At 42.4% G+C, this 13,683-nt stretch carries 9 protein-coding genes; 2 read left to right on the top strand and 7 right to left on the bottom strand.

The features are described from left to right. Positions 1 to 7: 7 nt before the first annotated feature. From ACFFGT_RS30050 to ACFFGT_RS30030, 5 genes are all read right to left on the bottom strand, one after another. Positions 8 to 505 (bottom strand): hypothetical protein, encoded by a 498-nt coding sequence (locus tag ACFFGT_RS30050; protein ID WP_377026216.1) that lies wholly within the window; start codon positions 503 to 505, stop codon positions 8 to 10. A 100-nt stretch (positions 506 to 605) separates the two neighbouring features. Then, complete coding sequence (locus ACFFGT_RS30045) at positions 606 to 959, bottom strand: hypothetical protein (RefSeq protein WP_377026215.1); 354 nt, start codon at positions 957 to 959, stop codon at positions 606 to 608. Positions 960 to 1,165: 206 nt separating this feature from the next. Next, positions 1,166 to 1,423 carry a hypothetical protein gene (locus ACFFGT_RS30040; protein WP_377026214.1) on the bottom strand — a complete coding sequence of 86 codons (258 nt, stop codon included), beginning with the start codon at positions 1,421 to 1,423 and terminating at the stop codon, positions 1,166 to 1,168. Between the two features lie 262 nt (positions 1,424 to 1,685). Next, positions 1,686 to 3,224 (bottom strand): YifB family Mg chelatase-like AAA ATPase, encoded by a 1,539-nt coding sequence (locus tag ACFFGT_RS30035; protein WP_377026213.1) that lies wholly within the window; start codon positions 3,222 to 3,224, stop codon positions 1,686 to 1,688. Between the two features lie 119 nt (positions 3,225 to 3,343). Further along, entirely contained in the window at positions 3,344 to 3,751 is a 408-nt protein-coding gene (locus ACFFGT_RS30030) for a hypothetical protein (protein WP_377026212.1), read from the bottom strand. Between the two features lie 558 nt (positions 3,752 to 4,309). Here ACFFGT_RS30030 and ACFFGT_RS30025 point away from each other — a divergent pair. After that, a complete protein-coding gene (locus tag ACFFGT_RS30025; RefSeq protein WP_377026211.1) occupies positions 4,310 to 7,009 on the top strand; it encodes an outer membrane beta-barrel protein in 2,700 nt (899 codons plus the stop codon). A 79-nt stretch (positions 7,010 to 7,088) separates the two neighbouring features. On the opposite strand, the gene ACFFGT_RS30020 is transcribed toward ACFFGT_RS30025, so the two are convergent. Beyond that, positions 7,089 to 10,043, bottom strand: coding sequence for an outer membrane beta-barrel protein (locus ACFFGT_RS30020; protein WP_377026210.1), 2,955 nt, complete (start codon positions 10,041 to 10,043; stop codon positions 7,089 to 7,091). Between the two features lie 534 nt (positions 10,044 to 10,577). Here ACFFGT_RS30020 and ACFFGT_RS30015 point away from each other — a divergent pair. Then, on the top strand, positions 10,578 to 10,850 hold the full coding sequence (locus ACFFGT_RS30015) for a hypothetical protein (protein WP_377026209.1): 273 nt from the start codon (positions 10,578 to 10,580) through the stop codon (positions 10,848 to 10,850). 147 nt (positions 10,851 to 10,997) lie between these two features. Here ACFFGT_RS30015 and ACFFGT_RS30010 read toward each other — a convergent pair whose 3' ends face one another. After that, positions 10,998 to 13,640, bottom strand: coding sequence for a zinc-dependent metalloprotease (locus ACFFGT_RS30010; protein WP_377026208.1), 2,643 nt, complete (start codon positions 13,638 to 13,640; stop codon positions 10,998 to 11,000). Between the last annotated feature and the right edge of the window lie 43 nt (positions 13,641 to 13,683).

Raw genomic sequence — 13,683 nt, 5'->3', positions numbered from 1 at the left:
ATTGTTCTCAATATAATCGGTTAATTTCCTGCCAATTCACAGTGTCTTTCTTGTCAAAATATTGCATAATTTCATTTGCATCATACAGTTTCGGGTCTTTGATCTTAATTGAAGATGCATAATTGAGATATTCCCGATGGGTTTTGAATCCCCGAAAGATTTGATGTTTGGGAATAAAAACAAACCAGGCCTCGTTGATCCATTCACCATCAAGGATCGTTTTTTTGCTGTGGATTAAAATAACAGAATCAATAACATTAATGTGTTTGGTGCCCGGAACAGAAATAAGTTCTGCGGAGGTGTCTGCCATGTCTGCTAATTGCACACTCCAGTCTTGGTCTGAGGATAAATTAAGAGCTTCATAGGGTTTAATGAGTGGGATACGAACCACATCCCAATCCGACTTTTCGGTATAGAATTTATCAGCGTGCCTGCGATTTTTATGCTTTTGATTGCATGCCAAAAACGATGATGTTACAAGCAAGAGAAAAATGTATCTTTTCATTTTTTGTAGGTTCAGTTGTGTTAAACCAATTTTCCCGATTGTGTTTACTAAGTTTTCTCAACATTGCCAACCCGCCATACTTGCGCCAACGGGCGAAGCTTCAATCAGCGTCATCGTTAATAAAATAGCTATAATCGTTTTCCTCGGTATATTTACTTAAATCGGCAAGCGGTTGTATGTCTTTGATAATGTCAAATTCAATTATTATGTCACAGTCCTCCGGACTCTCAAAACCGCAAAAGGGACAAATATTATTTACCAAACATCCCAGGGCCTTAACTTTAGGTAAGCCCGGTTTCCCAATATCGTAATACTCATCGCCTCGTTTAATTCTGTCTCCCATTTTATAAGAATATTGCCAAAGCTCCCCGAAACGAAACTGTACTTGTTGCTCATACAAATTATTACAGTTACTGCATGCCATTTCGGCAAATAATATATTAACAGTTGACATATATTGTTAAAAATGTGAATTTATACATCTTTCGCTGGTGCACGCCTGTGGCGTGTACCTTGCCGGATTACTTTTACATATCAGCCGCTTCAAAACAATGCGGATTGAATTTAACAGTAGTCCTCTTTGATCGGGGTTACACAGCACAGGCGTGCACCAACGGGGGGACATTGCGCTTGCGGTAGCAATCAAGGTCAATCTCTCCGCTACTCAAGATAGTCCTCAAACATGTTTTTGCCTTTATGATTTATCGTATAGCGTGTATTAAGAGCATCCCATATTTGGATGAAGATTGTTCCATCATTATTCTTACCAACGTTAATTAAAATGTTGTCTTCTTCATCATTGGTTTCAACGTCAACCATATCGCCCTTGCTAATAAATCCTTCTATTGCCTCTGGCTCCTTGGTTATAGACATTAAGTCATTGCTACCGTTCTTAATTTGGATTTTAATTTTTTTCATCAGAAATGAGTTAGTAAAATTTCTAAAACTTGTTTAACTCTTACAACAGATCCAGGATTCAATTCCCCTCTGGTCGGAATTGTTTTCTTACCGCCCTCCATAAGGCCTGAATAGATATTGCGCAATATTTCTTTCGTGTAACCAGCCTCCAACAATTGTTCTTTTGTAAAGTTAACTGCTGTTTTCGTTTACAGTTTTATCGCTTTCGCTGGTGCACGCTTGCGTGTACTTGGTTTTGCAGATAAAACTTTAATGGTCTTGCCTATCCCGCCCAGCCTTCTCTGTCCAAACTCCTGAAATGTATAGCCTCTGCTAAATGCTCGAGTTTAATTTCTTCGCTTCCGGAAAGATCGGCGATGGTTCGGGATACTTTGAGGATGCGGTCATAAGCTCTTGCCGAGAGGCCAAGCTTTTCCATGGCTTTTTTAAGCAGGGTTTGACCGGCTGTGTTGATCTTGCACAGGTCGCGCACCATTTGAGGACTCATTTGGGCGTTGGCATGCAGGTCCTGCCGGTCACCGAAACGCTCCACCTGGATTTCCCTTGCCCGGATCACCCGCTCGCGGATAAGCTCGCTTTTTTCGGCCGGGCGATCAGACGATAATTCGCTGAAATTGACCGGTGTTACTTCCACATGCAGGTCTATCCTATCTAATAATGGGCCGGAAATTTTGCTCAGGTATTTTTGTACCATGCCAGGCGGGCAGATACATTCTTTTTCGGGATGGTTGTAATAACCGCATGGGCAGGGGTTCATACTGGCCACCAGCATAAAGCTGCTGGGGTAATCAACCGTAAATTTTGCCCGGGATATGGTTACCCGGCGCTCTTCCAGTGGTTGGCGCATTACTTCCAGTGCGCTGCGTTTAAACTCGGGCAATTCATCTAAAAACAAAACGCCGTTATGCGCCAAAGAGATCTCTCCCGGCGCGGGATTGCTCCCTCCTCCTACCAAAGCTACATCACTGATGGTATGGTGCGGGCTCCTGAACGGGCGAATAGTTACCAGTGCATCCGCAGCAGCCAGCTTACCAGCCACCGAATGGATCTTGGTAGTTTCTAACGATTCATATAAACTCAACGGAGGCAAAATTGACGGCAGCCTGCGGGCCAGCATAGTTTTACCAGCTCCCGGCGGGCCGATCAATATCACATTGTGGCCGCCTGCCGCAGCTATTTCTAACGCCCGTTTGATGTTTTCCTGGCCTTTTACTTCACTGAAATCGCTGTCGTAATTGCAGAGGCTGTCATAAAACTCTTCGCGGGTATTTACTATTTCGGGCTTAAGCTCGGTGGTGCCATTGAAAAAGCCGACAACGTCTTTAATACTTTCAACGCCATAAACTTCAAGATCATTTACAATGGCTGCTTCGCGGGCGTTTTGTTTGGGAAGGATAAAACCTTTAAAGCCATCTTTACGGGCTTGTATGGCTATGGGCAAAGCTCCTTTTATAGGCTGCAGACTACCATCAAGCGAAAGCTCGCCCATGATAATAAATTTATCAAGCGTTTCGGGTTCTATTTGGCCGGATGCTGCCAATACACCTGTAGCAATGGTAAGGTCATATGATGAACCTTCCTTTTTGATATCGGCCGGGGCCATATTAACCACTACCTGCTGGCGCGGCATCCTGAAGCCACAGTTTTTCAGTGCCGACTCTATCCTGAAATAGCTTTCTTTTACAGCTACATCGGGCAGGCCAACAATAAAGTATTTTGTGCCCGATGCAATATTTACTTCAACCGTTATAGTAATTGCTTGTATCCCATAAACGGCGCTTCCAAAGGTTTTAACCAACACTGTGATAAAAGTTTAATTGAAGCGAAAGATATAGAATTTTGATGAGGAGATAAAGCTTGTATTATAAAACAAAAAACCCGCCGGTAAGGGCGGGTCGTCTATAATCACATTGTTTAATCTTATCTTAAAAACACCCCGGCTTCGCAAACAACCAATAGCATGGTACAGGAAACTATCACACAAACCATCAGCATTATTGACCATGTGTTGGGGTTGTGTTTGCTGATGCGGGCAAATGCCGCGTTAACCTTTTTAAAATAGCGGCTGTTCAGCAGCACAAAATAGTTTAGCACAAAGGCCCCGGTTGCTCCCAGCAATATCATTAAGCCCGAAATGGGGCTTAACTCAAACCAGCTTGAGTTTAAAAATAGCTGTACAACACTTACTAAAATGGCCAGCAAAATGATCATTAAAAAGCTTGCTCCAAAAAGGGCGTTGGCTTTTGGCAATCCGCCGTGACCAAAGTTTTTAACATTCCACCTGTAAAACGTTACATAAATGGATTTGTAGGTTTCTGCTGCTTTCATAATGTTATGGTTTTAGGTAATTAATTCGGTACAAAATAATATTACATGCACAATATTGGTTTAAAAACGCAATCGGCAAAATTTTATTGCGATTAAGTTCGATTTTTATTGTAATTGTATTCATTTATTTGGTTGGATGCATTTCTCGCAAAAAATATATGGAAGCCTAATGAATAATTTTATTTGCAAAGGTCTTTCTAAAAAGCCCCCTTTGGTAAAACAAATGTTACAATGCTAAAATATGCAGCAAAAAGGCCCCTTTCTAATGTATATGAGGCAATATTTAAGCTGATTCCCTGTTATAGGAGCAAATTTATAGCATATAATGCTGCCGTGCGGGGTTATAGTGTAGTGGTTAAGTAGAGGGGCGGTTATTTATGCTTTAAACCTTTACTGTTGATATTTGCCTAACGAACGGTTATCAACAAAATAATTAATAAATACACTAAACATCTAAACCCTATAACTACCTCATGATTTAATTTCCAAACCTACCACGGCCCTACATCTCCTATAACACAATTTATTTTACCTTACACTGTCTGCACCTAAACCTGGATGAAAACAACTTTTCTTTCATTAATACTGTTATGCCTGTTTTCCGGATCCTTTGCCCAAAACCGGGTAACTATTAAAGGCAAAGTCACCGACTCCCTGAATAAACAACCCCTCGAATTAAGCACCGTCGCGATGGTCGATCTGAAAGATACCACGCTCATTGCTTATACCCTCAGTAAAAAAAATGGCGATTTTGAATTGCAGCGCCTGCCTGTTGATAAACAGGTACGCCTGGTTGTTTCATTCGCAGGGTACAAAAGCTATATCCATAATTTTAATTTTAAAAAAGGCGAGATAATTGATCTGGGTAATGTTGCCCTCAACAGCAAAATGCTTGATGAAGTTGTGGTGCGTGCAGAGCGGGTGCCCATTAAAATGAAAAAGGACACCATTGAGTTTGATGCTGCCGCCTTCAAAACCCGGCCCAATGCCGCTGTTGAAGAATTGCTTAAAAAGCTACCCGGCGTACAGGTAGATGGCGACGGAACTATCACCGTTAACGGGAAACAGGTAAGTAAACTATTGATAGACGGGAAACAGTTTTTTGGCTCCGACCCCAAGATTGCCACCAAAAACCTCGATGCGGCCATTGTTGCCCAGGTACAGGTTTATGATGATCGGGAGAACGACCCCGACCATCTCGTGAGCGAAACCCAGGTGCAAAAGATCATCAACATCAAGCTCAAAAAAGCCATTAAAAAAAGCATTTTTGGTAAGGTATTCGGCGGCGTGGGCTCCCGCGACAGGTATGAGGCCGGCGGTTTGTTCAATATGTTCCGCGATACGCTGCAGGTAAGCTTTATCGGGCTGAGCAATAACCTTAACCATACCGCTTTTTCGCGCGAAGAGCTTAATTCGGAAGGCGGCTTTGACCGCAGCGGTGGTAATACTTCCTTTAATGGCGGACGTGGCTGGGGAGGCGGTATTGAAAAGATCACTTCGGGCGGCTTTAACCTTAACCAAAACTACGGCGAGAAACTGAAGCTCAACCTGCAGTATTTTTATACACAGCGTAATAACGTAAACGAATCGGCCAATTTTCAGCAGCAGTTTCTGAAAGATACCACACTTTTAACCAGGGCATCAAACAGCAGGTATTCAAACAGCTATGTCCATACGGTTAGCGGCCTTGTTGAGTGGAAACCCGATACCATCCGTAACCTGCGTTATAACCCATCGTTAAATTATAATTCCAATAATAACACTTCAACAGCTGCCGGTAGTACATCAAACAATTTTGGGATGCCGGTAAACCAGTCGGTGTCCAATTCGATGGGCGATGGGCATTCAACACAATTTAATCAAAGCTTTTATTTTCATAAACGCTCCAGAAACAAAAGCAAGGAGTCGTTCACCATATCGCATAACCTGAGCATTAACCCTAACCATAACAGCAATTTCAACAATAATGATGTGGTTAATTATCAGCATCCCGAATTATCCGATAGCTTGCACCGGCTTTCTGTTCGTACATCAAACAATGCGTCGGGCAACCTCGATTTCAGCTACAGGTACCCGGTAACCAAAAAGCTTGTTGTTGATGTTACCACATCGGGCATATATAACAAAACCAGCGACCAGGTTTTTACTTACGATCGTAAAACCGGCGGCTTTGATTCGCTGCTCAACAATCAAAGCTCCGATCTTAAGCGCGATCAGTGGACGGAGAATATTAAGCCGGGTATAACTTATCAGCTCAACAAAAAAACACAGATCATAGCCGGACTTAATACCCAATGGCAGCAAATCAATAACAACTTTGTGACCAGCAGGCTTATTCAAAATTATTTTTTCCTGCTGCCAACTATCCGTATTGAAGCTTATGGCGTATCTTTTAGCTACGAGCGTCGCGTTAACCAGCCAGGGGTATCAAGTCTGCAGCCTATAACTATAGTATACAGCCCGCTGTACAGCTATACGGGTAATCCTAACCTGGTGCCCAGTACAAGTAACAACTATAATTTTAATTTTTTTAAATACTTTAATAACAGTCAGTTGGGTGTTTACACCTATGGCAGTGTTTATTCACAAAAAAACATGACCGTTACACAGCAAACTATCCGATCGGACGGGGCGCAGAGCAATACCACCGTTAACCGCGACGGCCGGCCAAACTATAATTTTTCCATCGGGGTTTTTAAGCGGTTTAAAAAGATCAAAGAGTGGCAGCTTAATTCATCAACCAGTTTTTACGGCAACTATTACCAAAACCTTAACCTGCTGAATAATGTAGAAGGCTGGCAAAATACCTTTTCATACGGAGTGCGCGAAAACATCGGTGTTAACTGGAAAGATGTGATAGACCTGAACACCGGCTTTGGCTTTAACCAATCAAACACCAAATATCGTTACGATGATTTCAGGAACATTAAAGTTGGTACCTATAACGTAAGTAATAGCCTGGTAGTAAGGCTCCCTAAAAAAATCATTTGGGAAACCAAGCAGGATTTTAATTATAACAGCCAGGTGGCAGCCGGGTTTAAAAAGGGTGTTAACGTAGTAAGCTCATCGCTGGCCCTGCAAATGCTTAAAAAGGACCGCGGAGAGCTTAAGCTTTCTGTTTACGATATCTTTAATCAAAACGTGAGTGTATACCGCTACATCAATTCTAACTCGGTTAATGATGTGCAAAACAATACATTGAAACGGTATTTCCTGGTTACTTACAGCGTTAAATTTAATAAGCTAAGCACTAAGTAAAAAAAACAGTAAGATACGGGGTAAAAGCAAGCCCCTTTTGCATTATGCAAAAGGGGCTTTGATATTTTTGATTAGGCTATTAGAATGAGCCTGGGCCGCCAGGACCACCCCCTCCGGGGCCTCCGCCCGGGCCACCTGGACCGCCGCCGTCGCGGTTAAATCTGCGCTGGCCTGGATCTTGTGCCGGGGCCTTGCCCGCAAATTTTTGCAAACGAAGCGTAAATGTTAACAGGTAGTAACGACCTAATCTGTTCACTGTGGATTGCGTGGTAATGTTACCATTAACAACCGACGTAAAACCAGTGTTTTGGTTAAATAAATCGTACGCTGCTAAGCGAATAGTTGCACGATGGTCTTTCAAAAACCGGCGCTCAACATAAGTATTCAAGATGTTTGGGTTTTTAGTATTAAGGGCTGGATCATAACCATAATTTACTGTGCGGGTAAAATCGTAGCTTAATGTCCAGTCTTTCCAGAAGTAATTTTTACCGGCTAATCCCAAATTCAGCGTACGGAAGTTTGAGCTGCCATCAATAAGAGCGCTATGGATAGAGTTGGTTGTTTTGTTGATACCATAGCTACTGCTGGCTTCGGCATCGATGACATCAACAATGTTCACCCTGAATTTTACGCCCGGGGTAAAGTTGAGGTTTTTGGCTATGTTTTTTAAAGGGACATCTGATGCCAGTACGTTGTTAGCGCTAACGCTATCAGAGAATGCAACACCATTGGTGTATGTTAATGCGCCGTTAAATTGCAGGGTAAATTTACGCTGGGCCCAAGGTTTGGCATACACAACATTTGCACCGCCTGTATAGTAACCACCTGCATTTAAATAATTGGTGAGATTGGTACCTTCAAAGTTTTTTAATGATGGGTCTGCTGCTAAAGCGGCCGGGGTAAATTTACGGGGATAAGTTATGGTGTATTGTACTATTTTATTTTGCGTTGTGCTAAAGTTGAAATTGGTAAAGAAAATATCGCCGGTTTGGAAGCTGAAATTGTTATATCTCAACGAAAAATTGTTAGCAAACTCGGGCTTCAGGTTAGGGTTACCCTGTACCGGGTAAAGTGCATTCGAGAAATCAATAACCGGCTGCAGCTGGCTAAATGTAGGTTGATTACTTGCTCCGTTATACAGGAAATTTAAACCTTTGCCACGTGAAAAATTGTAGCTGAAACGGGCTGTTGGGATAACATTAAAAGTAGTTACGTGAGTAGCCGAGTCGTTTTTAAGATTTAGTCCATTTAATGTGGCCGGTTGAACACCAACACCCAAAGTAAGGTTATATTTTTTTTCTACAAAACGATAGTTCAGGCCAACGCGGTTGGTGGTAAAATTGTATTTGTAGTTGTTGCTCAACCGATCGTAATGGTTGTATGTATTGGCTGTGCTAAGCGTATCTGTTTCTTTGTCGCTTGTAGTATTTGAGCGGTTAAAGGCATAATTTAATTCCAGGTACCCTCTTTTGCTTATCGGTTCGAGGTATGAGATGGTTGTACCAAAACTGGTAACGCGGCTATCGGTAAAGGTTTGCTGATTGGCAGGGGCTTGTACTGGCGCGCCAACAGCATAATCATAAGTTGGATTATCAAACTGCGATGTTTTTGATGTATTAGCGCTAAGGTTAATACTCAAGTTGCGGCCGTGCCCGTTAAAGCGGTGGTTATACAAGGCATTAATACCGTAACTTGGTGTTGTGCCATCGCTGTGTGATAACGAAGTGTACGATGGACGGGTTATGCCGCCTATTGTTGATGTTACATCCTCATTAGCATCGGTATTGGTGCTTGAATAAGTAAAGTTTGGTACAACTTTTAAATAATTGATCGTATCCGGCCTCCACTCGAGGTTAAAGTTAAAGCGGTGGTTGATCGGATTGTCTGTCTGGTTACTTTTTTGTGTACTTACTGTTGGCGATTGATTGTTATTGGTTTGAATGGAAGAACTAATAGTATTGGTGGTATTATCTGTATAGCTGTAGCTTCCATAAACAGATAGCGTTTTACCCCATTGATCGCGGAAATTAGCGCCTATTGAATGCGCGTTGGTTATACCATTTGCGCTGGTGGTTGAACCGCTTGAACCCCTAAGCGCGTTACCACGGCCACCACCGCCAGCGCCAAAGCCACCACCGCCACCTGACGTTGCACTACCATAGGTAAATGTATTAACGTTGGTATTATTAATAGTACCCAATATGGCTATTTGCTGGTCATTATTAAAATTGAAAAACTTCAAATCGCCGATATAACGGTTGGCGTTGGCTATGCCCTGGTCTTTTGGTAAAAAGTCCTCGCCATCGCCGGCTGTGGCCTGGCCAAAGTAACCGTGGTTTTTATCTTTACGAATGGTGATATTCAGGATCTTATCTGGTTCGCCGGTTTTAACGCCGGTAAGGTTGGCCTGGTCCCCGTAGTCGTCAATTACCTGGATGCTTTCTACCACGTCTGCCGGGAGGTTCTTAGTAGCTGTTTTAACATCGCCGCCAAAAAAGTCTTTTCCGTTAACCCTTACTTTGGTAACCGATTTGCCCTGGGCTGTTACATTGCCGTCTTTATCTACATCAACGCCGGGTAGTTTTTTTAATACGTCTTCAACCGGGGCGTTTTCGCGTACGGGGTATGCGCTTACCTTGTATTCGGTAGTATCCTCTTTTAGTATTACCGGGTTAACACCTACAATGGTAACCTGGTTAAGCATATTGGTTTCGGCTTTTAAAACTATAGCGCCCAAATCAACCGGTTGGGTGCCGGCATCGAGCGAATAGTGTTTTTTTATTGCGGTGAAACCAATAGATGTGATGGTAAGTGTTAGTTTGTTGCCCTTTACCACCGGGAACGAAAACTTACCGGCAGCATCGGCAATAGCTATGGTGCTGTCGCCGCTGTTTGAAACCAGCTTAACACTACTTCCGGGCAGGGAAAGCTTCGTGGAATCGACAACGGTTCCTTTTACTTCCCTGCCCGTTTGGGCGAAGGAACTAAAGGCAAATAAAAAGGTAAAACTTAAGATAAGAAGTAGGGGTTTCATAAATGTTTTTTCAGCGTGCAATTGTTGTATTTGTGAGTATATAGACGTAATTAAACTACAAATGTTCAACTTAAAATATACATAAAGCCTAATCAATATATTATTGTTACACATTAGGCCTGTAAGGGCCTATCAATCATATTATTGTTACAGAATATTAAATGAAAAAGGCCGGGTTTTTCCGGCCTTGTGGTTGTTATAAAGATCAGTCAGTCAATTATAAGCATGGTGTGGGCCTTGCCTGGCCGGCCTTTTCATGTTTTAGCCGGTATGGGCGCCGATAGTGGTATTACATAGCCTAAAACAATTCAGGAGCACATCCAAAAAGGTGGTTCAGTTTTTACGCTCAAATAGCAGCGTTGTTTATTACGAATGTGTGGATAATTAGTTTCAAAAATTGTTGCCATGAATACCAATAATGCTATCAATACGTTTTAGTAATCCACACAAGAAATAAACTATTGTTTAAAATGATTTTATATGATAGTAACATTGTGGCATGGATTTTCGTAATACTTAACCAAACATTAACCTATGAACAATATTGGAAACTCGCTGCACGCAAAAGTGCACAAATGGATCGATACGATCGGTTTCAGGCTTAACACATCGCAAACAAACAGTAAAAGCCATATTACAACCAATCATTATTTTTTTGAAACCTTTAATTTTTTCGAAAAATCGAAGAATAACAAACCGGAGGCAACCAAATTTTTGTGTTTTGATGCCTATGGCGAAAAAATAAATGTGAAGTCGCTGCTTGATTTACAGGTTGCTTTTTTTGAAAATATAAGCCAGCTTAAATAAGCAGGAGCGCTTTTCAGAAACAAGTGGGTTATTGTTTTATGCAATTTGTAAAATGTTGTAATATGTCTATAAATAAAAAATCCCGCCCTAAAAATAAGGCAGGATTTTAAGATGGATTTAAGATGGATTTAAGATGGTTACATCAAATTAGTTTTCAACATTGGTTCGTGGCCAGCAGTTCATACTTCCTGTTTTCTCATTTAGTATATCCTGGCTGCTGGTATTTATACCCCTTCCCATTCCTCCGCCAATATTTACAACCGGCCTTGTCGGGTTAAGGGCTTCCTTTATCCTGAGGTGAAGGTCGGCATAATGAGCGGATGTTATAGCATCCCCGCCTTTTGGCAAACCGGTATCAATTTTCTTTAACTCGGCACGTACCATCGGTCTGATATCAGACAATGCAATGTTGATAGGAGTAAAGCCCCAGCTGGCCAGCTGCGCACTTGATACACCCGGGAACGAAAAGCTTGCATCGGTATTTAATAAATTCTTCAGGTTTTCAATATACCCCCTTTGCAGGTTGCGCTGATAGCCATCTGGTTTGGATGTGCCAAATATGCCCGTATGCAAATCGGTTAAAAACTGCGCTACAGTATAGGCATTAGCTCCATTTTTGGCCTCGTTATCATACATACGTGCCAACCTTGAAGGGCTTAGCTCGTTGCTTAACAGCGAAACCTGCATAGCTTTAATGCGGTTTATGATAACGCCGTTATCAAACTTGGCCAATTCGGTTTTGTTAATAAGCCAAAATGGTGTTGTATATAATTGCTGGTTCAAAAATAAAGCCGCTTCGCGCTGACGCTCTTTGCTTACAAAATCATAAACCGGGCCTTTTTGATCATAAGTTTTAAAGTTTTCGTTCATGCCGCCAATGTTGGTGGTTACATGGCCCATGTAGCGATAATACTGACCTAAAACCTCGTTGTATAATTCGTTAAGATCACTGTAATCCTCATCTTTTTTATACGACCATTTTTCGAGGTTGGGCAAAATGCGTTTCAGGTTGGCAATGCCATAGGCGCTTGCCTTCATGGCATTATCGCCCAGGTCTTCATTTTGCAGGCGGGGGTCGATAGAGGTCCCCTGCCGTCCGAAGTAATAAACCGGGTTTCCGGCATTCTTGTTGGTCCACACGGCTAATATTTCTTTTTCCTGCTCGGGTGTTTTATTGCCCGGGAACCAGGTATATCCCCATTTTATCGACCAGTTATCATATTCGCCAATTTGCGGGTACAGGTGGGTAACACCATCGCCTGGCTGGGCTATGTAGTTAAAGCGGGCATAATCCATAATGGATGGTGCGGTGCCGTGTTTATCGGTAAATGTTTTTGAGCGTAGCGAATCAACAGCGTAAGCATAGCTTGAACCAAAATTATGCGGCAAACCTAAAGTATGGCCAACCTCATGCGATGATACAAAACGGATCAGCTCGCCCATTTGATCGTCACTGAACTGTGCGTGACGGGCATTAGGGTTTACTGCTGCTGTTTGGATCAGGTACCAATCGCGCAGTAGCTGCATGACGTTATGATACCAGCCAACGTGGCTTTCCAGGATCTCGCCGCTGCGCGGATCGGCAACGTGAGGACCGTAAGCATTTTCAACATCCGATGCAAAATACCGGATTACGCTATAGCGGGCATCCTCAGTGCTAAACTGCGGGTCTTGTTTGGCGGTTGGGGCTTCTTTAGCAGTTATGGCATTTTTAAAACCTGCTGTTTCAAAAGCTTTTTGCCAGTCGTTTACTCCTTGTATTAGATATGGTACCCACTTTTTAGGTGTAGCGGGGTCAATGTAAAATACAATTTGTTTTTTAGGTTCAACCAGTTCGCCTTTTGCATAAGCAACCGGATCTTTAGGCTCTAATTTCCAGCGATGGATATAGGCAGTAACTAATGCTTTCTGCGCATTGGTGCCATAATCTGTTTGGCGCTGGCCAAAAAAGCCCACACGCGGATCCATAATCCGGGCTTTCATTGGGATTTTGGGCAGCAAGAGCATAGAGGTGTTCAACTCGAAAGTAAGCGCTGCAATGCTATTATCCGTAGGCGATTCGCCTGCGCGGTAAGTTTTTAATGTATGTGCCTCAATATTTATCGGGAAGCTTTTAATGGTGTCGATATAGGAGCGTGAGTTATCAACCCCCATGGTTTTATAGGCCTTTTTGATATCGTCAGATAAACCAATAGCGGTGATATCGCCATTATAGAAATCGGTAACATCAATTAAAACACCGGTGGTATCTTTATTAAAGGCTTTTATTTCAAAAGATGCCAGGATAGCATCAAGATTGGAGTTTTTTACCGATTGATACATATCGCTGGTGCTATCGGCGCGTAACGAATAGCTTGGCACCCGGATAAATACTTGCTTATCGTGCTTTTCCCATTTCCAAACCTGGTTATTAATTTCTTCGCCGCCATACTGCTGACCAAAGGTTTTTAGGCCGCCTGGTGTTTTTACAAAACGGGTAACCACCAGCATTTCGCGGTTAATTAATGAATCGGGTATTTCGTAGTAGTATTTGCCATCAACTTTATAAGTATTAAAAAGTCCGCTATCGGCCTTGGTTTTGGCGGGGATAAGATCACTGAACTTTTTAATGCCCTCTTTTTTTGGGGCCCCGGTTGTTGCTGTTGTAACGGTTCCGTTAGGAGTAGTAGTGGTTTTTAGGGTGAGGCTTTGGTTTGCGGCTTGTTTTTTTGTGGCGCATGAGCCTGCCAAAACCGCAAGTGCCAATACAGAGCCGCGCAAATAAATACCCGGCAGCGAATGTTTTTTCATTTATTAAAATAGTTTTAACCGTAAACTTATATAAAAAGCAGGT

This window comes from Mucilaginibacter angelicae, assembly GCF_042434235.1.
In the GTDB taxonomy this organism is placed as follows: domain Bacteria; phylum Bacteroidota; class Bacteroidia; order Sphingobacteriales; family Sphingobacteriaceae; genus Mucilaginibacter; species Mucilaginibacter angelicae.
This window is presented reverse-complemented; position numbering and strand designations above follow the sequence as displayed.

Bases quoted from the DNA above. Each gene is read 5' to 3' on its own strand.
- ACFFGT_RS30025 (WP_377026211.1), top strand. From the start codon at position 4,310: ATGAAAACAACTTTTCTTTCATTAATACTGTTATGCCTGTTTTCCGGA.
- ACFFGT_RS30045 (WP_377026215.1), bottom strand. From the start codon at position 959: ATGTCAACTGTTAATATATTATTTGCCGAAATGGCATGCAGTAACTGT.
- ACFFGT_RS30015 (WP_377026209.1), top strand. From the start codon at position 10,578: ATGAACAATATTGGAAACTCGCTGCACGCAAAAGTGCACAAATGGATC.
- ACFFGT_RS30050 (WP_377026216.1), bottom strand. From the start codon at position 505: ATGAAAAGATACATTTTTCTCTTGCTTGTAACATCATCGTTTTTGGCA.
- ACFFGT_RS30010 (WP_377026208.1), bottom strand. From the start codon at position 13,640: ATGAAAAAACATTCGCTGCCGGGTATTTATTTGCGCGGCTCTGTATTG.
- ACFFGT_RS30040 (WP_377026214.1), bottom strand. From the start codon at position 1,423: ATGAAAAAAATTAAAATCCAAATTAAGAACGGTAGCAATGACTTAATG.
- ACFFGT_RS30030 (WP_377026212.1), bottom strand. From the start codon at position 3,751: ATGAAAGCAGCAGAAACCTACAAATCCATTTATGTAACGTTTTACAGG.
- ACFFGT_RS30020 (WP_377026210.1), bottom strand. From the start codon at position 10,043: ATGAAACCCCTACTTCTTATCTTAAGTTTTACCTTTTTATTTGCCTTT.